General features: G+C 70.8%; 15 protein-coding genes. 4 read left to right on the top strand and 11 right to left on the bottom strand.

Features of this window, described 5'->3' with window-relative positions:
- Positions 1 to 8 precede the first annotated feature (8 nt).
- The 9 genes from ACH4B3_RS07245 to ngcE all read right to left on the bottom strand — a co-directional run bounded on the left by ACH4B3_RS07245 (position 9) and on the right by ngcE (position 12,577).
- A complete protein-coding gene (locus ACH4B3_RS07245) occupies positions 9 to 1,580 on the bottom strand; it encodes an amino acid permease (protein ID WP_398461760.1) in 1,572 nt (523 codons plus the stop codon).
- A 174-nt stretch (positions 1,581 to 1,754) separates the two neighbouring features.
- A complete protein-coding gene (gene dxs, locus ACH4B3_RS07240; RefSeq protein ID WP_398461759.1) occupies positions 1,755 to 3,680 on the bottom strand; it encodes a 1-deoxy-D-xylulose-5-phosphate synthase in 1,926 nt (641 codons plus the stop codon).
- Between the two features lie 255 nt (positions 3,681 to 3,935).
- A complete protein-coding gene (locus tag ACH4B3_RS07235; RefSeq protein ID WP_398461758.1) occupies positions 3,936 to 5,231 on the bottom strand; it encodes a sugar ABC transporter permease in 1,296 nt (431 codons plus the stop codon).
- Positions 5,228 to 6,058: an ATP-binding cassette domain-containing protein gene (locus ACH4B3_RS07230; protein WP_398461757.1), complete on the bottom strand. Its 831-nt coding sequence runs from the start codon at positions 6,056 to 6,058 to the stop codon at positions 5,228 to 5,230. Before ACH4B3_RS07230 ends, ACH4B3_RS07235 begins: the two co-directional genes overlap by 4 nt.
- A gap of 225 nt (positions 6,059 to 6,283) precedes the next feature.
- Positions 6,284 to 7,384: a substrate-binding domain-containing protein gene (locus ACH4B3_RS07225; RefSeq protein ID WP_398461756.1), complete on the bottom strand. Its 1,101-nt coding sequence runs from the start codon at positions 7,382 to 7,384 to the stop codon at positions 6,284 to 6,286.
- 203 nt (positions 7,385 to 7,587) lie between these two features.
- Complete coding sequence (locus ACH4B3_RS07220; RefSeq protein WP_398462308.1) at positions 7,588 to 8,823, bottom strand: ROK family protein; 1,236 nt, start codon at positions 8,821 to 8,823, stop codon at positions 7,588 to 7,590.
- Between the two features lie 274 nt (positions 8,824 to 9,097).
- Positions 9,098 to 9,931: a carbohydrate ABC transporter permease gene (locus tag ACH4B3_RS07215; RefSeq protein WP_398462307.1), complete on the bottom strand. Its 834-nt coding sequence runs from the start codon at positions 9,929 to 9,931 to the stop codon at positions 9,098 to 9,100.
- Positions 9,932 to 10,076: 145 nt separating this feature from the next.
- Positions 10,077 to 11,081: a carbohydrate ABC transporter permease gene (locus ACH4B3_RS07210; protein ID WP_398461755.1), complete on the bottom strand. Its 1,005-nt coding sequence runs from the start codon at positions 11,079 to 11,081 to the stop codon at positions 10,077 to 10,079.
- A gap of 59 nt (positions 11,082 to 11,140) precedes the next feature.
- Complete coding sequence (ngcE, locus tag ACH4B3_RS07205) at positions 11,141 to 12,577, bottom strand: N-acetylglucosamine/diacetylchitobiose ABC transporter substrate-binding protein (RefSeq protein WP_398461754.1); 1,437 nt, start codon at positions 12,575 to 12,577, stop codon at positions 11,141 to 11,143.
- Between the two features lie 379 nt (positions 12,578 to 12,956).
- Between ngcE and ACH4B3_RS07200 the strand changes: the two genes are divergently transcribed.
- From ACH4B3_RS07200 to ACH4B3_RS07190, 3 genes are all read left to right on the top strand, one after another.
- Complete coding sequence (locus ACH4B3_RS07200; protein WP_398461753.1) at positions 12,957 to 13,478, top strand: PT domain-containing protein; 522 nt, start codon at positions 12,957 to 12,959, stop codon at positions 13,476 to 13,478.
- 272 nt (positions 13,479 to 13,750) lie between these two features.
- Positions 13,751 to 17,629 carry a GH92 family glycosyl hydrolase gene (locus tag ACH4B3_RS07195; RefSeq protein WP_398461752.1) on the top strand — a complete coding sequence of 1,293 codons (3,879 nt, stop codon included), beginning with the start codon at positions 13,751 to 13,753 and terminating at the stop codon, positions 17,627 to 17,629.
- A 103-nt stretch (positions 17,630 to 17,732) separates the two neighbouring features.
- A complete protein-coding gene (locus ACH4B3_RS07190) occupies positions 17,733 to 18,656 on the top strand; it encodes an FG-GAP repeat domain-containing protein (protein WP_398461751.1) in 924 nt (307 codons plus the stop codon).
- 378 nt (positions 18,657 to 19,034) lie between these two features.
- Here the strand turns inward: ACH4B3_RS07190 and acnA are convergent, their stop codons facing one another.
- Positions 19,035 to 21,749 carry an aconitate hydratase AcnA gene (gene acnA, locus ACH4B3_RS07185; RefSeq protein WP_398461750.1) on the bottom strand — a complete coding sequence of 905 codons (2,715 nt, stop codon included), beginning with the start codon at positions 21,747 to 21,749 and terminating at the stop codon, positions 19,035 to 19,037.
- 689 nt (positions 21,750 to 22,438) lie between these two features.
- Here acnA and ACH4B3_RS07180 point away from each other — a divergent pair.
- The gene (locus tag ACH4B3_RS07180) at positions 22,439 to 22,900 is read left to right on the top strand and encodes a MarR family winged helix-turn-helix transcriptional regulator (RefSeq protein ID WP_398462306.1); all 462 of its coding nucleotides are present in this window, start codon (positions 22,439 to 22,441) and stop codon (positions 22,898 to 22,900) included.
- A 226-nt stretch (positions 22,901 to 23,126) separates the two neighbouring features.
- Here ACH4B3_RS07180 and ACH4B3_RS07175 read toward each other — a convergent pair whose 3' ends face one another.
- Complete coding sequence (locus ACH4B3_RS07175) at positions 23,127 to 23,420, bottom strand: SCO5918 family protein (RefSeq protein ID WP_398461749.1); 294 nt, start codon at positions 23,418 to 23,420, stop codon at positions 23,127 to 23,129.
- Between the last annotated feature and the right edge of the window lie 25 nt (positions 23,421 to 23,445).

The following is a 23,445-nucleotide window of genomic DNA, read 5'->3' as shown; positions in this document are numbered from 1 at the left end:
CGGCCCGGCTAGTGGCTCACCGGCGGCCCGGGCGGCGCCGGCCGGTCGGTGGTGGCGCTCATCCGGCTGTGCTTCCGGCCGTACAGGTAGTAGACCACCACACCCACCGCCATCCAGACGGCGAACCGCACCCAGGTCTCCGAGGGGAGGTTGAGCATCAGCCAGGTGGAGGCGGCGACCGAGGCGATCGGCAGGACCGGCACCCATGGGGTGCGGAAGGCGCGGGGCAGGTCCGGCCGGGTGCGGCGGAGGATCATGACGCCGATCGCGACCACCACGAAGGCGAAGAGGGTGCCGATGTTCACCAGTTCGGCCAGTTCCGAGATGCTGGTGAAGCCGGCCACCACGGCGATGATCCCGCCCAGCAGGATGGTGGAGCGGTAGGGGGTGGCGAACCGCGGGTGCACCTTGGAGAAGAACCGCGGCAGCAGCCCGTCCCGGCTCATCGCGAAGAACACCCGGGTCTGGCCCAGCAGCAGGATCATGCACACCGTGGTGAGGCCGACTGCGGCGCCGAAGCTGATCAGGCCCGCGTACCAGGGGTGCCCGGTCGACTTGAAGGCGTCGGCGAGCGGGGCGTCCTCGGTGAGCCTGGTGTAGTTCTGCATCCCGGTGACCACGATGGACACCGCGACGTAGAGCGTGGTGCAGATGACGAGCGAGCCGATGATGCCGCGCGGCATGTCCCGCTGCGGGTTCCGGGTCTCCTCCGCCGCGGTGGCCACCACGTCGAAGCCGATGAACGCGAAGAACACGACCGCCGCCGCGGTGAAGATGCCCTGGACACCGAAGTTGGTGGGTTCGTAGCCGAAGATCACCTGGATCAGCGGCGCGTCCAGGCCGGACGCCGACTCCTGGCCCTTGGACTTGGGGATGAACGGGTCGAAGTTGTCCGCGTTGATGAAGAACGCCCCGGCGATGATGACGATCAGCACCACCGTCACCTTGATCGCCACGACCAGCGTGGTGATCCGGGCGGACAGCTTCATACCGAGCACCAGGATGGCGGTGAGCAGCAGCACCAGCAGGAAGGCGAGCAGGTCGAAGCCGACCCCGTCGGTCTTGTCCGGGCCCTGCAGCGCCTCCGGCAGCGACCAGCCGGCGTTGTCCAGCAGCGACCGCACGTACCCCGACCAGCCCACCGCCACCACCGCGGTCCCCAGGGCGAATTCCAGGATGAGGTCCCAGCCGATGATCCAGGCGGGCAGCTCACCGATCGAGGCGTAGGCGAAGGTGTAGGCGGAGCCCGCCACCGGCACCGTGGAGGCGAACTCGGCGTAGCACAGGGCGGCCAGCGCGCACACCACACCGGCCGTCACGAACGCCAGCGAGGTGGCGGGGCCGGCCTGGTTCTTGGCCACCGTGCCGGTGAGCACGAAGATCCCGGTGCCGATGATGACACCGACGCCGAAGACGGTGAGGTCCAGTGCGGACAGGGACCGGCTGAGCGCGTGATCCGGTTCCTCGGTGTCCTGGATGGACTGCTCGATCGACTTCGTCCGGAAGTGGTTCCCGGAGGTACGGACCCTCGGTTCTTGGCTGCTCACCGGTCTCCTCCACGCTTGACCCGTGCGCGCCATGCTTCTGCTATCCGGTCGGCGGGCAGGAAGGCGCACTCGGCCGGTTCCGCCGTTCATCCGAATGCGGGCGGCGGGAGGAGGAGGCGCTGGGCCGGCCGGGGTATCCCGGGCGGAGTCGGGGAGACGGTCCGCCGGGGGCACCCGGCCGGCCCGGGAGGTGCGTGGAACGCCGGGTCAGTCGCGGGCCGCCTCGGCCGGCGCCGCGGCGGCGGAGTCCCCGTAGCGCCCGTCGAGGCGCGCGACCAGGCCGGTGACCTGGCGGGCGATGTCCGGTGCGGTGAGACCGATCTCGGCCATCACCTCCTTGCGGGAGGCGTGGTCCAGGAAGCGCGGCGGGATGCCGAAGTCGCGCAGCGGTACGTCGACGCCGGCGTCGCGGAGCGCCTGGGCGACCGCGGAACCGACGCCGCCCACCCGGCTGTTGTCCTCCACGGTGACCACCACCCGGTGACCGGCGGCCAGACCGGGCAGCGCCTCGTCGACCGGCTTGACCCAGCGCGGGTCGACCACGGTGGTGGAGATGCCCTGCCGGTCCAGCAGTCCGGCGATCTCCAGGCACATCGGGGCCAGCGCGCCGACCGAGACCAGCAGCACGTCGGGGGCGGAGGTGCCCGCCTCGCGCAGCACGTCCATGCCGCCGGCCCGGCCCACCGCCTGGACGGCCGGGCCGACCGCGCCCTTGGAGTAGCGCACCACGGTCGGCGCGTCCCGGACCTGGACGGCCTCCCGCAACTGGGCGCGGACCTGGTCGGCGTCGCGCGGGGCGGCGATCCGCAGCCCGGGGACCACCTGGAGGATGGACATGTCCCACATGCCGTTGTGCGAGGCGCCGTCGGTGCCGGTGACGCCGGCCCGGTCCAGCACGAACGTCACTCCGCACCGGTGCAGCGCCACGTCCATGAGGACCTGGTCGAAGGCGCGGTTGAGGAAGGTGGCGTAGACGGCGACGACCGGGTGCAGACCGCCGGTCGCCAGGCCGGCCGCGGAGACCGCCGCGTGCTGTTCGGCGATGCCGACGTCGTAGACCCGGTCCGGGAACCGCTTGGCGAACTTGTCCAGCCCGACCGGCTGGAGCATCGCCGCGGTGATGGCGACGATGTCCTCGCGTTCCTCGCCGAGCCTGACCATCTCCTCGCCGAAGACCGAGGTCCAGTCGGCCCCGGAGGCGGCGATCGGCAGCCCGGTGTCGGGGTGGATCTTGCCGACGGCGTGGAAGCGGTCCGCCTCGTCGGCGAGCGCGGGCTGGTAGCCGCGGCCCTTCTCGGTCAGGCAGTGGACGATGACCGGGCCGTTGAACCGCTTGGCGCGCTGCAGCGCGGACTCCAGCGCCTCGATGTCGTGGCCGTCGATGGGCCCGACGTACTTCAGGCCCAGGTCCTCGAACATGCCCTGCGGGGCGATGAAGTCCTTCAGGCCCTTCTTGGCGCCGTGCAGCGTCTCGTACAGCGGCTTGCCCACCACCGGGGTCCGCTCCAGGATGTCCTTGCCGCGGGCGAGGAAGCGCTCGTAGCCGTCGGTGGTGCGGAGCGTGGCGAGGTGGTTGGCCAGGCCGCCGATGGTCGGCGCGTAGGAGCGCTCGTTGTCGTTGACCACGATGACCAGCGGGCGGTCCTTGGCGGCGGCGATGTTGTTCAGCGCCTCCCAGGCCATGCCGCCGGTGAGCGCGCCGTCCCCGATCACGGCGGCCACGTGGTGGTCGCGCCGGCCGAGCAGCTCGTTGGCCTTGGCGATGCCCTCCGCCCAGCCGAGCACGGTGGAGGCGTGGCTGTTCTCGATGACGTCGTGCTCGGACTCGGCGCGCGAGGGGTAGCCGGACAGTCCGCCCTTGCCCTTGAGCTTGGCGAAGTCCTGCCGCCCGGTGAGCAGCTTGTGCACGTAGGACTGGTGCCCGGTGTCGAACAGCACCTTGTCCTTGGGGCTGTGGAAGACCCGGTGCAGGGCGATGGTCAGCTCCACCACGCCGAGGTTCGGACCGAGGTGCCCACCGGTCTTGGAGACGGCCTCGACGAGGAAGGTACGGATCTCCGCCGCCAGCTGGTCCAGCTGTCCGGGGGTGAGCCGGTCGAGATCGCGCGGTCCCCTGATGCGGGTCAGCAGCACCCGTGCCTCCTTGCAGTCGAGTCGAGCTTTCCGGTCCGAAGAGTCTAATGTTCCGCCCGCATCGCGGGAGATCGGCCCGGTACCGGTGGGCCGGTCCGGCAGCGGCCCGCGATCGCGGGACCTGCGCGGGACCGGGGCGCGGAGAGGTACGTCACGGCGGCCCGGGGCCCGGTTCCGGGCCCGGGCACGCCGGTGCCCGGCACCGCCACACGGGTGGTGCCGGGCACCGGGGCCGGGCCGGAGGCCGGTCCGCCGTCAGCCGCGGCCGGCCGAGCGCTGGGTCCGCCGGGAGACCGAGTCGATCACCACCGCGGCCAGCAGCACGCCACCGGTGATCATGTTCTGGATGGAGGGGGAGATGCCCAGCAGCGCCATGCCGGAGGCGATCGAGCCGATCACCAGCATGCCGAGCAGCGCCGACCAGACGTTGCCGCGCCCGCCGAACAGGCTGGTCCCGCCGATGACCGCGGCCGCGATCGCCTCCATCAGCAGGGTGCCGGTGCCGGCGGTCTGGCTGGCGGAGGTGATGCGGGAGGCGATCACGAGGCCGCCCGCCGCGGCCATCAGGCCGGAGAGCGCGAAGACCGAGATGCGCACCAGGTCGACGTTGATGCCGGCCCGGCGGGCGGCCTCCACGTTGCCGCCGACGGCGAAGATGTTCCGGCCGTAGGAGGTCCGGCGCAGCACGAAGTCGAAGAAGATCAGCACGACCGCGAAGATCAGCACGGCGAGCGGCAGGCCCATGTACTCGTTGAGCTTCCACGCCGCGGCGAAGAGCAGGGCCGCCAGCGCGGCGGTCCGCAGGCAGATGTCGACCATCGGCCGGTGCGGGATGCCCGCGGCCTTGCGGCGCCGGGCGTCCAGGAGCTGGGAGCAGAGGAAGGCCGCGACCGCGAGGCCGGCCGCCCCGTAGGCGGCGGCGATCTGGGTGAAGTAGTGGTTCGCCAGGTGGGCGACGAGGCCGTCCTCGTCCAGGCCCAGGGTGCCGGTGGTGCCGAGCACCTGCTGCTTGAGGCCCTCCCAGGCGAGCAGGCCGGCCAGGGTGACGACGAACGCGGGCACGCCTATCTTCGCGAAGAAGAAGCCGTGCAGTGCGCCCAGGGCCGCGCCGGCGGCCAGCGCGATCAGCACCGCGTACCCCTCGGGCACGCCTTCCCGGACGCTGAGCACACCGACGATGGCGGCGGCCAGACCGCTCAGCGAGCCCACCGACAGGTCGATCTCACCGAGCAGCAGCACGAACACGATGCCGACCGCGATCAGACCGGTGCCGACGAGCAGGATGGACAGGTCCGAGAGGTTCTTCGGGGAGAGGAACGCGCTGTCCTTCCACTGGAAGATCGCCCAGATGATCGCCAGGCCGACGACGACCGGCAGCGAGCCGAGTTCACCGCTGCGGATCTTCCGGCCGAACTCCTGCAGATAGCCCTTGAGGCCCTCCTCGCGGACGAGGAGCCGGGGGTCCACCGCGGCGACGGCGCCGGGGGCGGGGGCCTGGGCGTCCGTCGGTGCGCCGCCGGAGCTGCCCTGCTTGTCGAGGTTGGTGGTCACTGGCCGGCCTCCGCGGGGTGGCTGTGGTCGCTGGTGTCGCCGTGGCCGCTGCCGTCCCGGCGCGCCTTGCGGCGGGTGACAGCGTTGTCCGTGGCGCCGGTGATGGCGGAGATGATCTCTTCCTGGGAGGTGCCGGCGACGTCGAAGACACCGTTGTTGCGGCCCAGCCGCAGCACCGCGACGGTGTCCGCGACCGCCTTGACGTCCGCCATGTTGTGGCTGATGAGGATGACCGCGAGGCCGCGCTCGCGGAGCCGCTCGACCAGGTCCAGGACCTGCGCGGTCTGCTCGACGCCGAGGGCGGCGGTCGGCTCGTCCAGGATCACCAGCTTGGGCTCGCCCAGCATGGAGCGGGCGATGGCCACCGTCTGGCGCTGGCCGCCGGAGAGCGCGGCGATCGGGATCCGGACGCTGGGGATGCGGATCGAGAGGGTGTCGAGCAGTTCGCGGGAGCGGCGCTCCATCTCGACCTCGTCGAGCACCCCGGCGCGGCTGATCTCCCGGCCGAGGAACAGGTTGCCGACCACGTCGATGTTGTCGCAGAGCGCGAGGTCCTGGTAGACGGTGGCGATGCCCAGCTCCTGGGCCTCGTGGGGGCGGTTGATCTGGACCGGCCGTCCGCACCACTCGATGACGCCGCCGTCGGCGGGGCCGGCTCCGGCGATGGTCTTGACGAGGGTGGACTTGCCGGCGCCGTTGTCGCCGACGAGGGCGACCACCTCTCCGGCGTGGACCTCCAGGTGGACGTCGGTGAGCGCCTGCACGGCGCCGAACCGCTTGGAGATCCCGTGCAACGCCAGTACGGGTTCGTTCGGCACGATGGCCATCTCCGATCTAGGGCAGGGGTGAGCCTGTGGTGCGCGGGGGAACGCCTCCCCCGCGCTGCTGTTCGAGGACGGGCCGCGGACGCGGGCCGGGTCCGGCACCGGGCGGGCGACGTCGCGCCCGGCGGGACGGGCCCGCCCCGGTGACCGGCCGGGCCACCGGACGGGCGGCACCGTCTTCCGGTCGGTGCTCGTCGTACGCCGCCCTCGCCGGGCGGCGTACGAGGATCACTTCAGACCGGCCTCCGCGCAGGCGGCCGCGTACTTGGCGGTGCAGATGTCGCTGACCTTCCACAGGCCGTCCTGGACGACCGTCTCCTTGACGTTCTCCTTGGTCAGCGCGACCGGAGTGATCAGGGTGGTCGGGATGCCCTTGGTGGTGGGGCTGTCCACGGTGTCGGAGGCGTCGACCTTCTCGCCGTGGCCGAGGGCGATGGCCATCTTGGCGGCGGCCTCCGCCTCGGGCTCGTACGGCTTGTAGACGCTCATGTACTGGTCGCCGCTGAGGACGCGCTGCACGCCCGCGAGTTCGGCGTCCTGGCCGGTGACCGGCGGCAGCGGGTCGAGGCCGCCGCTCTTGAGGGCGCTGATGGCACCGCCGGCCATGCCGTCGTTGGCCGCGTAGACGCCGACGATCTCGTCCTTGCCCAGCGAGGAGATGGCGCCGCTCATGCTCTCGTTGGCCTCGTCCGCCAACCAGCGGTCGATGTCGTAGCTCTTGCCGATCTCGACCTTGCCCTCCAGGACGGAGAGCGCGCCCCGCTTGAACATCGCGGCGTTGGGGTCGGCCTCCCAGCCGTTGAGCATGACGATCTTGCCCTGGCCGGCCCGGTCGCCGAGCGCCTTCAGCAGGGACCTGCCCTGCACCCGCCCGACCTCCTCGTTGTCGAACGAGGTGTAGCCGGAGACCGGTCCCTCGGCGAGGCGGTCGTAGGCCACGACCGGGATGCCCGCCTTGTCGGCGCGCTTCACGGAGCTGGCGATGGACTCGGAGTCCACCGCGTCCAGGATGATGACGTCGACCTTCTTGGTGATCATCGAGTCGACCTGCTGCTGCTGGGTGGCGGCGTCCGACTTGGCGTTGCCGTACCTGACCGTGCAGTCCGCGCAGAGCGCCTTGACGTGCTTGACGATCAAGGGCCGGTCGAAGTTCTCGTACCGCGTGGTCTGGTCCTCGGGCAGCAGCAGCCCGATGGTGAGCGGCCCGGTCTTCTTCTTCTCGGGTCTGCTGTCGCCGCCGGCTTCCTTCGCCTGCCCGCAGGCGGCGAGGGTCGCGGCCAGGGCGACCGCGGTGGTGGCCATGGCGACGCGACGCATCGTTGCGTTCATATGGGGGTGACCTCCCTGACGAGGCCGCGTCATTGCGGCCGAGGTGGCTGGAAGTCAACTCGGCCGTTAGCTTGACGTCAAGAAGTAAATCCTTAACGAGATGGCAACGGTGCCATTCGTAATCTGCCTGAACTCACTTGCACCCGCTCGAACAGGACCAGGCCCCGGCCGGGCGGCCGGGGCCTGGTCCGTTCGGGAGTCGGTCAGTTCAGCGACGCGGCTCCGGTGGGCACCGCGCCCGCCGGCGCGCCGAGGGCGCCCGCCGTGGCCGTGCCGTCCAGCAGCGTCGAGTCGCCCATCTCGCTCAGCACCAGGGCGAGCGCGCCCAGCACCTCCGCCCGGCCGCCGAGCGCCCCGGGCATCACCGACAGGCGGCGGGCGGCGCTGGGGATGGCGTACCGGGCCACCGACTCCCGGATCGGGTCGATCACCAGGTCGCCGGCCTCGGCCAGATGCCCGCCGAGCACCACCCGGCTGGGGTTGAGCAGGTTGCACAGGTTGGCCACCCCGCTGCCGATGTGCCGGCCCACGTCGGCGACCACCCGGCGGCAGCCCGGGTCCCCCTCGCGGGCCAGCTGCACCATGCGCTCCACCGTCAGGTCCGCGCCGTGGCTGGAGTGGAGCAGCGGCAGCACGTACCGGGCGGCGGTGAAGGTCTCCAGGCAGCCGCGGTTGCCGCAGCGGCACACCGGGCCCGACTCGTCCAGCGTGATGTGCCCGATCTCGCCCGCGGTGCCGCCCGGCCCGCGGTAGATCTGCCCGCTGATCACCAGTCCGGCGCCGACGCCGCTGGCGACCTTGATGTACGCCAGGTCCGCGACGCCCCGGCCGGCGCCCCACACCAGCTCGCCCAGCGCACCGAGGTTGGCGTCGTTGTCCACGTGCACCGGTACGCCCAGCCGGGCGGCCAGGTCGTCCCGCGGGTTGGTGCCCGCCCAGCCCGGCAGGATCGCGGTCGAGCCGAGCGCCCCGGTCTCCACGTCGATCGGCCCGGGGACGCCCAGTCCGACCCCGATCACCTTCCCCGGGCTGATGCCGGTGGCCTCGATCAGACTGCCGACCAGGTACTCCGCCCGGTCCATGCCCTGGGCCGCGGAGGCGTCCACGTCCAGCGGCTCGGACTCCTCGGCGAGCACCTGGTGGGCCAGGTTGCCGATCGCCACCCGCAGGTGGGTGTGGCCGAAGTCCACGCCCACCACGATGCCGGCGTCGCCGCTCAGCGAGACGCTGCGGGCCCGGCGGCCGCCCGCCGAGGTGGGGGTGACCTCCACCGTCCCGCCGTCCTTGAGTTCCCGGACGATGTTGGAGACCGTGGCGGCGGACAGCCCGGTGCTCCGGGCGATCTCCGCCTGGGTCAGCGATCCCGCCATACGCACCGCGCGCACGACCCGTTCCAGGTTGGCCCGGTGCAGCGACGACTGCGATCCCGGAGTCTCCACGCCCATCCACTCCCACCTCGGTGAACGGCACGACGACCGCCCGCCGCCGGGCCACGACGATGGGGCCCGGCACTGTCTCCAACATGTGAACTCTAAGTCGAGCCGCCTGGATTGCCCCCCGTCAAGCCCTTGAGCGGGCGGTCCCGCCCACAGGCCGCTGATCACCGCACGTGAGATACGACACAGCGGCGGCGCCGGCCCTGGGAGGACCGGCGCCACCGCCGTGATTCCGCGTTCAGGTGTTCGCGCCGTCGCGCGCCCTGCCGCCCGCCGGCTACTTCACCGCGCCGGCGGTCAGCCCGGCCTGCACCTGGCGCTGGAAGATGATGTAGACGGCGAGGACCGGCAGCATCGCGAGCACCAGGCCGGCGAAGAGCGCCGACCAGTCCGACCGGTACTGCTGGCTGGTGGTGAGCTGCACCAGGCCCTGGGTGAGCAGGCGCTTGTCCTCGTCGGTGTTGAGCACCGCGGGCAGCATGTACTGGTTCCACTGCCCGAGGAAGTTGAAGATGCCGACGCTGATCAGCCCGGGCTTGGCCATCGGCAGCATGACCTGGAAGAACGTCCGGGTGTGCGAGGCGCCGTCCAGCATCGCCGCCTCCGCCACCGAGGTGGGCAGGGTCTTGAAGAAGGAGGTGAGGAAGAAGACGGTGAACGGCAGCGAGTAGGCGATGTAGACGAGGATCAGGCCGTGGAAGGTGTTGAGCAGGCTCATGTTCTTCATCACGAAGAAGAGCGGCACCAGCGCCAGGATGATCGGGAAGCTCATCCCGCCTACGAAGCCGAAGTAGACGAACCGCCTGCCCGGGAATTCGAAGCGGGCCAGCACGTACGCCGTCATGGCCCCCAGCAGCATCGTGCCGAACAGCGAGCAGCCGACCACCAGCACGGTGTTGAGGAAGAAGTCGCCGATGTTCGACTCGCTCCAGGCCCGTGACCAGTTGTCGAAGTGCAGGGTCTCGGGCAGCCCCCAGGGCGAGGTGAAGATCTCCTTGTCGGTCTTGAGCGAGCTCATCACCGCCCAGAGCAGCGGCAGGGTGACGAGCAGGCCCCAGATGACCAGCACCCCGTGCGAGAAGACGTTGAGCACCTGGCCCTCGCTGCCCATCCGGCCCTTCGGGGCGGGCGGTGGCGGGGCGGCCGGCGCGTCGTCCTTCCGGGGTACGGTCCCGACCTCGGAGGGCTCTGCTTGCGCGGTCACTGTGCTACCCCCAGATCTGCGGTGGTGCGGCGGTTCACGGGTGTCCTCGTCATCAGTACTCCAGGCGTTCGCGCCGGCCGAGCCGGGAGACGACGACCGCGAAGATCAACGTGACGACGAGCATCGCCACGCCGAGCGCGGTGGCGCGCCCGGCCTGCCCGTCCCGGAACGTCTTGGTGTAGACGTAGTAGCCGAGGACCTGGGTGGAGTCGGCGGGTCCGCCGGGGCCCACGGTCATGATCTGGACCACCGCGAAGGCGTCCAGCGCGATGATCCCCATGTAGATCCAGCCGGTCTGCACCGTGTCCCACAGCAGCGGCAGGGTGACCCGGAAGAAGGTGGTGAACCGGTTGGCGCCGTCCAGCAGGGCCGCTTCGTAGAAGTCCCGGGGGATGGAGCTCATGGCCGCGGAGAAGAGGACGACGTAGAAGCCGACGTTGCTCCAGACCATGACCGCCATCAGGCACCACAGCGCCAGGTCGGGGTCGCCCAGCCACAGCTGCTTCCAGGAGTCCAGGCCGACCGCGTCCAGGGCCGCGTTGAGTGCCCCCGTCCGCGGGTTGTACGTGAACTGGAACAGCAGGGCGACGATGGCGATCGAGAGCACCTGCGGGAAGAAGTAAATGATCTTGTAGAGGCCGGAGCCCTGGACCCCGGCGACCGCCGCGTTCTTCCTCCGGCGGCCGCCGACGTTCAGCATGAAGGCGAAGAAGAGGCCGAGGCCGAGCGTCACCAGCGGCAGGATCAGCAGCAACAGGATGTTGTGTCCGAGCGCCTTCCAGAAGACGTCGTCATGGAGCATCCAGTCGTAGTTGTCGAACCCGACCATCTTGAAGTCGGAGCTCAGACCGGTCCAGTCCGTGAACGAATAGTAGATGGCCTGGATGAAGGGTGAGATCACGAACAGCGCGTAGATCACCAGGGGTACCGAGAGGAACCCCACCACGAACCCGTACTTCCGGTACCAGCCGAGGAGGGCCCCCGGGGCGCCGGAGGCGGTGGCCGGTCGGCTCCGCTTCCCCGGTCCCGCCTCGCTCACCTTCTTGACCTGCTGCATTCCCTACCGACCTCGTTCTTCCCCGGCGGATGGAGCCGCTGGTGACGCACCGGCTGTGATCAGGCGTGCTGGTACTTGGTGACGGAGTCGTCCTTGGCGGTGTCGTCGGCGTACTTCTGGATCTTCTTGATCGCCTCCGCCGGGGTCATCCGGCCGGCCATCATCTCGCCGAGGGCCCCGATGCCGATCTGCTGCTTGTTCAGCCCGACGTACCAGTCCTGGATCCGGGGGTTGAGCACGTTGTCGCCGGCCCTGGTCAGCAGTTCCTGTGCGGAGCTGAGGCCGGGCGGCAGCTCCAGGCCCTCGGTGCCGCCGTTCAGCGAGGTGAGCGAGGAGACCTGCCGGATGAAGTTCTGGCTGGACTTCTTGCCCAGCATGATCCGGAGCAGCTCCATGCCGCCCTCCGGGTTCCGGGCGTTCCGGGGCACGATGAACGGCTCGCCGCCGGAGGCCCAGATGGTGCCGAAGGGCATCTTGTCGCCCTTGTCCAGGCTGGGCGGGGCGCCCACCGCCATCCGGAAGTCGCCGGGCGTGGTCTTCTTCGCCTCGTTCTCCACCCAGGAGCCGTTCGGGATGAACAGGGTCTTGCCCTGCGTCCAGTCGGTCTGCGCCTCGGTGTGGCTCTGACTGGGCGTTCCCTCCAGGATGTAGCCCTTGCGGAACAGCTCGTAGTAGGCCTCGAAGGCGGCCTTGACGGCGGGGTGCTTCCAGGCGTTCGGCTCCAGGTTGTCGATGGAGTCCAGGACCTCGCGGCCGCCGATCTTGCCGATGAAGGGGTACAGGCTGAACGGCAGGTAGTACGGGAACTTGCCCGGGTAGGTCCAGCCGGCGATGTCCTTCTTCTTCGCCGCCGCACACAGCTTGAGCATGTCGTCCCAGGTCTCCGGGTACTCCCAGTCGTTCTTCTCCAGGGCGGTGCGGGAGTACCAGATGCCGTAGACGGTGTAGGCGTAGTAGAGGATCCAGACCGGCTTGCCGTTGAACTGGCCCATCTCGACGACGCCCGGACGCAGCGTGTCGCGGACCTTCTTGCTCGGGTCGTCGATGGACGGCGCGTCCAGCAGCGGGGTCAGGTCGGTGAGCTGCTCCTTGCTCACCAGGGTGCCGAAGTCCATCTGTTCGGCGCCGGAGTTGTCGATGAGGTCCGGCGGGGTACCGCCGTTGAAGCGAGGCTGCAGGGTGGTCTGGATCTTCTGGGTGGCCGAGTGCTTGATCTTGCCCTTGGTCTCCGGATACCGCTTCTCGAACTCCTTTTCGGCATCCTTGGCGTACTGCTGTCCGAAGCCACCGTCGAAGATGACGACGTCGAGTCCGGCGCTCTCGTTGACGGCGAGCGGGTTCTTCTCGCTCTTGGTGCCCTTGTCGACCTTGTCGCCGCCGCTGTCGCCGCCACTGGCGCACGCGGAGAGCATGCTGATGGAAGGCACGGTGATCAGACCGAGTGCCGCGGACCGCTTCATCAGGTCGCGACGGCCGAAATCTGAGGTGGATCCCATGCTCAAGTCCTCGCCTTCGTCAGGACTCAGGCGGTGACCGGCCTCCCGTACGAGCTCGCCTCCGGCGACGGGTCCGACACCGCGGTCAATGTGGAGCCTTGAACCTTGAAGCTGAGTGGTGCTGCTGGGTGTGGCGCCGGGGGCGATGCGCTGTGGACGACGCCGGTCCCTACCGACGCCGCGGCCCCCGTGGCCGACCGCCGATTCGCACGGCCGCTCGGACGCCGACAGGTATAGTCCACTTCTCCGGGGCTGGGCAAGATCGATAGCATTTTTGGTCGGGGTCTTTCCCGAGTTGAGACCTGTTCGACATACCGTAGGGGACGAATGCCCGTACGGCGCGTTGCCGTGCGAGCGCGGACTCGAGAGGCGGCTCCCATTGCTCCGGACGAAGCTCCCCGTTGCCACCACCCTCGCCGTGGTCGCGACCCTCGGACTGACCGCGGGCTGCGGCTCCGACGGCGGCGGCGGGTCGGCCGAGGGCGACAGCAAAGGCGGTGCGGCGGTCGGCAGGGCGCTGGCCAAGCTGCCGATGAAGCCGTCCGAGAAGCCCACCCCCGAACCGACCGACGAACCCACCGACGAGCCGACCGGCGCCCCCACCGGCAACCCCCTGGTGAGCGAGGACGTCAAGATGGGGAACTGCGGCTGGGATTCGTCGAACATGCCGTACGCCGAGGTCAAGATCAGCAACTCCTCGTCGACCAAGCAGGACTACACGATCTTCGTGGGCTTCGTCGACAAGGACGACGAGGTGGTGACCACCGGCATGTCCTCCGACGCCTCGGTGGCCGGCAACGGCTCCAAGACCGTCACCGTCAAGGGCCTGGAGGCGGATGCGGCCAAGAAGGCGAAGACCTGCAAGATCACGCTGGCCACCAAGACGGACGCGCTGGACTGAGCACGCTTCCGGCCGGTCGCCCCGGAGGGGGCCGCGCGTCCCGTCCGGGCGCGCGGCCCCCTCCGCCGTCCGGGTGACCCCGCGCGCATCCCGCCCCGGCGGCGCGCGTCCGGCCCGCCGCGCCGCGGGCCGGACGGGTGGCGCTCCGCCGCCCGGGCCCGCCCGGCGGACCGCCACCCGTCGCCCGCACCCTTGACACCACCCGCCCGTTGTCCGGTACTTGTCTCTGCGTCACTCAACTGACAACGTTGTCACACCTCTTGTGAGGCCCGATGCGACAGAGACGACGACGGCCGCGGTACCGCGCCGGCCGTCCGGCCGCCCTGCTGGCAGCCGTCCTGCTGATGGCGACGACCGAGGGGGCGACGGCCGCGGCCGCCCCTCGCGCGCCGCACGCCCCAGCCCCCGCAACCGCGTTCGACTCCTCGTTCGAGACCGACGACCCGCAGCCCGACTGGCGCGACACGGTGGAGACCGCACCGGACGGCCGGAAGCGGGCCGCGGGCGTCGACGGCGCCTACGCCACGGGAATCCCCGGCAATGTGACGGACAAGGTCACCGCGGTGCGGGCCAGCGGCGAGCACAGCAGCGCGGGCGAGGTGAAGGAGAACCTGGTCGACGGTGAGACCACCAGCAAATGGCTGGTCTTCGACACCACCGCCTGGCTGGAGTTCGAACTCTCCGAGCCGGTCGACGTGGTCCGCTACGCACTCACCTCGGCCAACGACGCGGCCGGGCGGGACCCGCGCGACTGGACCCTCCAGGGCTCGGCCGACGGCTCCGGCTGGAAGACCCTGGACACCCGCCGGGACCAGGTCTTCGAGCGGCGCCAGCAGACCCGGGAGTTCGCGTTCGACAACACCACCCGGTACCGCCACTTCCGGCTGGAGATCACCCGGAACGCCGGCGAGGGGCTGACCCAGCTGGCCGAGGTGCAGCTGGGCGGCAGCGACACCACCCCGCCCGCCCCCTCCGACATGCAGAGCCGGGTCGACAAGGGCCCGGCCGGCTCCCCCACCGCCAAGGCGCACGCCGGCTTCACCGGCACCCGGGCCCTGCGCTACGCCGGCACCCACCGGCCGGACGGCCGGGCGTACTCGTACAACAAGGTCTTCGACACCGATGTCGCGGTGCGCCCCGGCACCCGGTTGTCCTACCGCGTCTTCCCCGCCATGCCGGAGACCGACCTGAACTACCCGGCCACCCATGTCTCGGTCGACCTGGCCTTCACCGACGGCACCTATCTGAGTGACCTGGGCGCGGTCGACCAGCACGGCGCGGAGCTCTCGCCGCGCGGCCAGGCCGCCTCCAAGACCCTCTACGTCAACCAGTGGAACCACAAGGAGTCGCGGATCGGCGCGGTCGCCGCCGGGAAGACCGTGGACCGGATCCTGGTGGCCTACGACTCCCCCGGCGGCCCGGCGGCGTTCCGCGGCTGGGTCGACGACATCTCCCTCGCCCCGGCGGAGCCCCGGCCCCGGCCGGCCCACCTGGCCGACCACGTCATCACCACCCGCGGCACCAACTCCAGCGGCAGCTACTCGCGCGGCAACACCTTCCCCGCCACGGCCGTGCCAGGCGGCTTCAACTTCTGGACGCCGGTGACCAACGCCGGTTCCACCGACTGGCTGTACCAGTACGCCCGGGCGAACAACGCCGACAACCTCCCCACCCTCCAGGCGTTCAGCGCCAGCCACGAACCCAGCCCCTGGATGGGCGACCGGCAGACCTTCCAGGTGATGCCGCAGGCGGCCGCCGGTCCGCCGGACGCCGACCGCACCGCACGCGCCCTGGCCTTCCGGCACGAGAACGAGACGGCCCGGCCGCACCACTACGGCGTGCGGTTCGAGAACGGGCTGCGCGCCGACATCGCGCCCACCGACCACGCCGCGATCATGCGGTTCACCTATCCGGGTGATGACGCGACCGTCGTCTTCGACAACGTGAACAACTCCGGCGGGCTGACCCTGGACCCCGAGCACGGCGTGGTCACCGGCTTCTCGGACGTCCGGAGCGGCCTGTCCACCGGCGCCTCCCGGATGTTCGTGTACGGCGTCTTCGACGCCCCGGTCACCGCGTCCGGCCGTCTCCCCGGCGGCGGCGGCAAGGACGTCACCGGCTACTTCCGCTTCCGGCCGGGGGCGGACCGCACCGTCACCCTGCGCATCGCCACCTCGCTGATCAGCGTGGAGCAGGCGAAGGCCAACCTGGCGCAGGAGATCGGGGCGTCGGACTCCTTCACACAGGTGCGGGACCGGGCGCGGCGGGCCTGGGACGACATCCTGGGCCGGGTGGAGGTGGAGGGCGCCGACCCCGATCAGCTCACCACCCTCTACTCCAGCCTGTACCGGCTCTACCTCTATCCCAACTCCGCCTACGAGAACACCGGCACCGCCGACGAGCCCAGGTACCGCTACGCCAGCCCGTTCTCCCCGCCGGCCGGCGAGAACACCCCGACCCGCACCGGGGCGAAGATCGTGGACGGCAAGGTCCACGTCAACAACGGCTTCTGGGACACCTACCGGACCGCCTGGCCCGCCTACTCGCTCCTCACCCCCAAGCGCGCGGGCGAGTTGGTCGACGGGTTCGTGCAGCAGTACAAGGACGGCGGCTGGATCTCCCGCTGGTCCTCCCCCGGTTACGCCGATCTGATGACCGGCACCAGCTCCGACGTGGCCTTCGCCGATGCCTACCGCAAGGGCGTCGACTTCGACGCCGAGGCCGCCTACGAGGCCGCCGTGAAGAACGCGACCGTGGTGCCCCCGAAGGCCGGGGTGGGGCGCAAGGGCATGGACCGCTCGGTCTTCCTGGGCTACACCCCGACCACCACCCACGAGGGCATGTCCTGGGCGCTGGAGGGCTACCTCAACGACGCCGGGATCGCCCACATGGCGCAGGCGCTGTACGCGAAGACGAAGAAGCCCCGGTACCGGGAGGAGGCGGAGTACTTCCGCAACCGGGCCCGCAACTACGTCCAGCACTTCGACGCCGGGGCGGGCTTCTTCCAGGGCAGGGACGAGGACGGCCGCTGGCGGCTCCCGGCCGGGGAGTACGACCCGCGCGTCTGGGGCCACGACTACACCGAGACCAACGGCTGGGGCTACGCCTTCACCGCCCCGCAGGACAGCCGGGGCCTGGCCAACCTCTACGGCGGCCGGGAGGGCCTGGCGCGGAAACTGGACCGCTACTTCACCACCCCGGAGACCGCGAACCCTGACTTCGCCGGCTCCTACGGCGGCGTGATCCACGAGATGACCGAGGCCCGGGACGTGCGGATGGGCATGTACGGGCACAGCAACCAGGTCGCCCACCACGCCGTCTACATGTACGACGCGGCCGGCCGGCCGTGGCAGACGCAGGCCAAGGTCCGCGAGGTGCTCCGGCGGCTGTACACCGGCAGCGAGATCGGCCAGGGCTACCACGGGGACGAGGACAACGGCGAGCAGTCCGCCTGGTACCTCTTCAGCGCCCTGGGCTTCTACCCGCTGGTGATGGGCTCACCCGAGTACGCCGTCGGGTCGCCGCTGTTCACCAAGGCCACCGTGCACCTGGAGAACGGCCGGGACCTGGTGATCAAGGCGCCCCGCAACAGCGCCCGCAACGTCTACGTCCAGTCCCTGAAGGTCGACGGCAAGCCGTGGAAGTCGACCGCGCTGCCGCACGACCTGCTGGCGCGCGGGGCCACCCTGGAGTTCGTGATGGGTGACCGGCCGTCGTCCTGGGGCACCGGGAAGGACGCCGGGCCGACCTCGCTCACCACGGACGACGAGGTGCCCGCGCCGCGCGGCGACCTGCTGTCGGGCGACGGCCCGCTGTTCGACGACACCTCCGCCACCGACGCGCCGGTGGCCGCCACCGAGCTGCCGGTGCCGTCCGCGCGCCGTGCGGTCCAGTACACCCTCACCTCGGCCGACCGGGCCCGGGCGCCCGAGGGCTGGGTGCTCCAGGGCTCGGCCGACGGCCGGCGGTGGCGGGAGCTGGACCGGCGTTCGGGGGAGTCCTTCGCCTGGGACCGGCAGACCCGGGTGTTCTCCATCGCCAGACCGGCGACGTACCGCCACTACCGGCTGGTGCCGACCGGCGCGTCCCGGCTGGCCGAAATCGAACTACTGGGCGCTCCGGGGCTGGTGAAACGACCTCAAACCCATTGACAGGTAAAGATCGCGTGAAAGGATCAAGAAGGTATGGAGATGTGTCCGGTAACGCCCGGGCACATCTCCGCTGTCCCACATCATCTGCACCCTGGAGAACTACGTGGCACGACTCACTGGCCGCCGCCGCGGCACCACCGTGGCCCGGCTGACGACCGCGGCGATAGCCGCCGCACTGGTCGGCACCTCCGCCGGGGCCGCCGTGGCCGACAGCCCGGCCCCCGCCCCGGCTCCCCTGAAGAGTCTTGCGAAGGCCGGCGCCGAACTCGGCACCGCGGCCCCGGCCGCCCCGAAGGTGGCGACCGTCGCGGCCCCGGTCCTGCCGCTGGCCGCCGCCACCCGCACCGGCGACCTGTACATGTACGGGCCCAACGGGCGCGGCGGGCTCGACGCCCGCGAGCACGTCACGGACGGCTGGGAGAAGTTCAACGCCTCCGTCCAGGTCCTCAACGGCGAGACCTACGGTCTGTACGCCCGAAGCCTGGACGGCACGCTGACCTACAGCACCGAGAACACCAAGCGGATCGGCAGCGGCTGGAACCAGTACGACCTGCTGCGCTCCCCCGGCAACCTCGGCGGGGCCAAGCAGGCCGACCTGATCGCCCGTGACGGTTCCGGCACGCTGTGGCTCTACCTGGCCAAGGCCGACGGCACCCTGACCGGCAAGAAGAAGATCGGCCCCGGCTGGGGCCAGTACACCCAGCTCGCCGGCCAGGGCGACCTGACCGGTGACGGCAAGGCCGACCTGGTGGCCGCCGACCGTTCCGGCGTGCTGTGGCTCTACAAGGGCACCGGCGACTACACCAAGCCGTTCGCCGGCCGCACCAAGGTCGGCACCGGCTGGGGTCAGTTCAACCACCTGGTCTCCACCGGCGACGTCGACCTCGACGGCCGCAGCGACCTGATCGCCCGCGACAAGGCCGGCGCGCTGTGGCTGTACGCCGGCACCGGCAAGGCGACCGCGCCGTACCGGGCCAAGAAGAAGATCGGCAACTCCGGCTGGAACCAGTACGTCCAGCTCTTCTGAGCCGTGACGGCCGCCCGGTTCCGGGCGGCCGCCCCGCTCCACCGGGCCGCCTGACGGCCGGGGCGGGCCGGGCACAGCGCTGATCCGTGCGGGCCGCACTCCCCGAGGGGTGCGGCCCGCACCCGCTCTCCCCCACCCTCGGCCCCGCTCCGGCGGCGGTCGGGCCGGCCGTGACCGGACCGCGCCCGGGCGAGCCGCCGGGGTCTGGCTCGGTCAGCAGCGGCCCGGGCTCGCCGGAGGGGCCGTTCGGCTGTTGTCCGCGGCGACGGCACCGTCGCGTGCGGAGCCGAACGGGAACGGAAAGGGCCGCACCCCCGGGGAGGGAGTGCGGCCCTTTCTCTCGGCCGGTTCACGGCCTCACGGCGTCGCCGTGCCGGTTCACTTGCGGATCAGCGAGCGCAGCACGTACTGCATGATGCCGCCGTTGCGGTAGTAGTCCGCCTCACCGGGGGTGTCGATGCGGACGACCGCGTCGAACTCCACACCGGTGTCGGTGGTCACCTTCACGGTGCGCGGGGTGGTGCCCTCGTTGAGCTCGGTCACGCCGGCGATGGAGAAGGTCTCCTCACCGGTCAGGCCCAGCGACTCGGCCGTGGCGCCCTCCGGGAACTGGAGCGGCAGCACGCCCATGCCGATCAGGTTCGAGCGGTGGATGCGCTCGTACGACTCGGCGACGACGGCCTTGACGCCGAGCAGCGCGGTGCCCTTGGCCGCCCAGTCGCGGGAGGAGCCGGAACCGTACTCCTTGCCCGCGAGCACGACCAGCGGGATGCCCTGCTCGATGTAGTTGCGCGAGGCGTCGTAGATGAAGGAGACGGGGGCGTCGTCCTTGGTGAAGTCGCGGGTGAAGCCGCCCTCGGTGCCCGGCGCGATCTGGTTGCGCAGGCGGATGTTGGCGAAGGTACCGCGGATCATGACCTCGTGGTTGCCCCGGCGGGAGCCGTAGCTGTTGAAGTCGCGGCGCTCCACACCGTGCTCGGTGAGGTACTTGCCGGCCGGGGTGTCGGCCTTGATCGCACCGGCCGGGGAGATGTGGTCGGTGGTGACCGAGTCGCCCAGCTTGGCCAGGACGCGGGCGCCGGTGATGTCGCCGACCGGCTCCGGGTCCATGGCCATGCCCTCGAAGTACGGGGGCTTGCGGACGTAGGTGGACTGCGGGTCCCATTCGAAGGTGTTGCCGGTCGGGATGGGCAGCGCCTGCCACTGCGCGTCACCCGCGAACACGTCCTGGTAGGAGGTGGAGAACATGTCCTGGCCGATCGCGGAGGCCACGACCTCCTCGACCTCGGCCTCGGAGGGCCAGATGTCCTTGAGGAACACCGGGTTGCCGTCGGTGTCGGTACCGAGGGCGTCCTGGGTGATGTCCACCTTCATGGAGCCGGCGATGGCGTACGCGACGACCAGCGGCGGGGACGCCAGGTAGTTCATCTTGACGTCGGGGTTGATCCGGCCCTCGAAGTTGCGGTTGCCGGAGAGCACCGAGGTGACGGCCAGGTCGTGGTCGTTGACGGCCTTGGAGACCTCCTCCGGCAGCGGGCCGGAGTTGCCGATGCAGGTGGTGCAGCCGTAACCGACGAGGTTGAAGCCCATCTTGTCGAGGTACGGGGTGAGGCCGGCCCGGTCGTAGTAGTCCATGACGACCTTGGAACCGGGGGCGAGGGTGGTCTTGACCCACGGCTTGCGGGACAGGCCCTTCTCGACCGCCTTCTTGGCCACCAGGGCGGCGGCGACCATGACGTAGGGGTTCGAGGTGTTGGTGCAGGAGGTGATCGCGGCGACGGTGACGGCGCCGTGGTCGATCTCGTACGTCGAACCGTCGGGGGCGGTGACGGTGGTCGGGCGGGACGGCACGCCGTTGGCGGCGGCCGGTGAGTCGGAGGCCGGGAAGGACTCCTCGCCCGCCTCGTCGGCGTCGGCGACGTAGTTGAGGACGTCACGCTCGAACTGCGAGGCGGCCTGGGCGAGGATGATGCGGTCCTGCGGGCGCTTCGGGCCGGCGATCGAGGGGACCACGGTGGAGAGGTCGAGCTCCAGCTTCTCGGAGAAGTCGGGCTCGGCCGCCGGGTCCAGCCACAGGCCCTGCTCCTTGGCGTACGCCTCGACCAGGGCGACCTGCTGCTCGCTGCGGCCGGTCAGACGCAGGTAGTTCAGGGTCTCGCCGTCGATCGGGAAAATCGCGGCGGTGGAGCCGAACTCCGGCGACATGTTGCCGATGGTGGCGCGGTTCGCCAGCGAGGTGGCGGCGACGCCCTCGCCGTAGAACTCGACGAACTTGCCCACCACTCCGTGCTTGCGGAGCATCTCGGTGATGGTGAGCACCAGGTCGGTGGCGGTGGTGCCGGTGGGCAGCTCACCGGTGAGCTTGAAGCCCACGACACGCGGGATGAGCATGGAGACCGGCTGGCCGAGCATCGCGGCCTCGGCCTCGATGCCGCCGACGCCCCAGCCCAGCACACCGAGGCCGTTGACCATGGTGGTGTGCGAGTCGGTGCCGACCAGGGTGTCGGGGTACGCCTGACCGCCCCGGACCATGACGGTGCGGGCCAGGTGCTCGATGTTCACCTGGTGGACGATGCCGGTGCCGGGCGGTACCACCTTGAACTCGTCGAAGGCGGTCTGGCCCCAGCGCAGGAACTGGTAGCGCTCCTTGTTGCGGCCGTACTCCAGCTCCACATTCTGGACGAAGGAGTCCGGGGTGCCGAACTTGTCGGCGATGACCGAGTGGTCGATGACCAGCTCGGCGGGGGCCAGCGGGTTGATCTTGGCGGGGTCGCCGCCGAGCTCCTTGACGGCCTCGCGCATGGTGGCGAGGTCCACGACACACGGCACACCGGTGAAGTCCTGCATGATCACGCGGGCCGGCGTGAACTGGATCTCCTGGCTCGGCTGGGCCTGCGAGTCCCAGCTGCCGAGCGCGCGGATGTGGTCGGCGGTGATGTTCGCGCCGTCCTCGGTGCGGAGCAGGTTCTCCAGCAGCACCTTCAGGCTGTACGGCAGACGGGCGGAGCCCTCCACCTTGTCCAGCCGGAAGATCTCGTACGACTCGTCGCCCACCTGCAGCGTGCTGCGGGCGTCGAAGCTGTTCGCCGACACGACAGTCTCCTTCTTGCGTGATCTCGCGTACCACCGCAATCCTGCCGTCGCAGGTCCGTGCCCATCCGCTAAGGTATGCCTAAGTTAGGTAAGCCTTAACCGGAGGGCCGCGGTACGCCTCTCGGTAGATATCTCGATGTCGAGATAACTTTAGTACATCGCCGCGCGCTGGTCATGCGCTGCCCGCCGCACCGGCGGTCATGGCGTGTCTCACACCCGCACGCCGGAACCGGTACACCGGCCCGCCCGCACGGTCGCCCCGGCCCACCGCCGCGGCGCCACGTTCCCGGCCGAGTCCCCCGTCACGGGATGGCCGAAGCCGGACGTGACCGGCGCACCGGTACCGCCGGACGCACCCGCTCCGGGTACCCGCGGACCGCGGTCCCGCCGCCCGGCCGGCCCGCCGATCCGGCCCGCGGCACGCTCGCCCGCCCCCGTGGCGGGCACCAGAGCGTCCGGGACCCGCGGTCCGGCCACCGGACCCGCCGTCGCGGCGGTCGCGGCGCGGACCGCCGGGACTTCCGGATCCCCACGGACACCGGCTCCACCAGTCGGTTCACGGCCAACCCGGCCGTGGCGCGAATGGCGCGGTTGGGCCGCCGGCCCGCCCGGACGGCGGCACACACCCGGGGTGAGGACCGCGGACCCTGCCCTACCCTGACCGGATGGGGAGAGCCACAGGTGAGCGGATGGGGGTCGTCACCGCACTGGTGCGGTCCGCGTTCCTGGTGAATGCCGTGTACACCGAGGTGGGGCGGGAGTACGGGCTGACTCCGCAGCAGGGGCAGCTGCTCTGCGTGCTGATGGCCCGGCCGTACGGGATGGGGCGGCTGGGCTCGGTGCTGGGACTGGCCAAGTCGAGCCTCACCGGCCTGGTGGACCGGACCGCCCAGCGCGGCCTGGTACGGCGCGAGCCTGACCCACGGGACCGGCGCGCGGCCCGGGTGGCGCTCACCGCCGAGGGCGCCGGACTCGCGGAGGCGTTCTACGCCGAGACCCGCCGGCGGATGGAGGCCCTGCCCGCCGGGCTCGACGAGGCCGACCGCGACCGGCTCGCGGACCTGCTGGGCCGGATGGTGTGGGACAACCAGGTGCCGCCGGTCTTCCTGGAAGCGAACGAGGCACCCGCCCTCGGCCCCGGAGACCGCTGAGCCCGGCGGATCACACCGATGGCCCCGTCGGCCGGCGTCGTTCCCGGCCGGGTGAAACGGGAGCGCGCCCGACGCGCCGCGCCCCGACGCGACCGGCCGCCGTTCCGCCGCGGACCGCGAGCCGGACGCCGGGGACGGGGGATGTTCCCCGCCGCGGAGACGGCCCGTCCCCGACGGCCGGTCCCCATCCGTCAGCCGGAATCGACGTGGTGCCGGCGAGCCGTTCTCAGAAGGCCGCGGCGGACCCCGGGAAATCCGTCGGGCCCGTCAGCGGAGCGGCGGCGGGCGGAGCGGGCTGGCAGGTGAAACCCAGGCGCCGCATGGCGCGCGTGACCTCACCGGCGGTGAAGTCACGCCGGTCCTGCCGGGTGACCACGGCTCCCACCTGCATGACCGGATAGGTCCGGCGACCGATGCGGACGGACTCGCCCGTGATGGGCTCCGGTGCGATGCCGTTCAGCGCCTGCTCCACCTCGCTCGCGGTCAGATCGAAGGGGTAGCCGGCGATGATGCAGCGCATGTGCCCTCAGCATGGGGAGAAGGGA

The sequence above is a fragment of the Streptomyces sp. NPDC018031 genome, assembly GCF_044327625.1.
Classification (GTDB): domain Bacteria; phylum Actinomycetota; class Actinomycetes; order Streptomycetales; family Streptomycetaceae; genus Streptomyces.
This window is presented reverse-complemented; position numbering and strand designations above follow the sequence as displayed.

Coding starts and splice junctions, on each gene's coding strand:
- ACH4B3_RS07245 (WP_398461760.1), bottom strand. CDS start 1,580: ATGGCGCGCACGGGTCAAGCGTGGAGGAGACCGGTGAGCAGCCAAGAA.
- ACH4B3_RS07230 (WP_398461757.1), bottom strand. CDS start 6,058: ATGGCCATCGTGCCGAACGAACCCGTACTGGCGTTGCACGGGATCTCC.
- ACH4B3_RS07225 (WP_398461756.1), bottom strand. CDS start 7,384: ATGAACGCAACGATGCGTCGCGTCGCCATGGCCACCACCGCGGTCGCC.
- ACH4B3_RS07215 (WP_398462307.1), bottom strand. CDS start 9,931: ATGGGCAGCGAGGGCCAGGTGCTCAACGTCTTCTCGCACGGGGTGCTG.
- ACH4B3_RS07210 (WP_398461755.1), bottom strand. CDS start 11,081: ATGCAGCAGGTCAAGAAGGTGAGCGAGGCGGGACCGGGGAAGCGGAGC.
- ngcE (WP_398461754.1), bottom strand. CDS start 12,577: ATGGGATCCACCTCAGATTTCGGCCGTCGCGACCTGATGAAGCGGTCC.
- ACH4B3_RS07195 (WP_398461752.1), top strand. CDS start 13,751: ATGCGACAGAGACGACGACGGCCGCGGTACCGCGCCGGCCGTCCGGCC.
- ACH4B3_RS07180 (WP_398462306.1), top strand. CDS start 22,439: ATGGGGGTCGTCACCGCACTGGTGCGGTCCGCGTTCCTGGTGAATGCC.
- ACH4B3_RS07175 (WP_398461749.1), bottom strand. CDS start 23,420: ATGCGCTGCATCATCGCCGGCTACCCCTTCGATCTGACCGCGAGCGAG.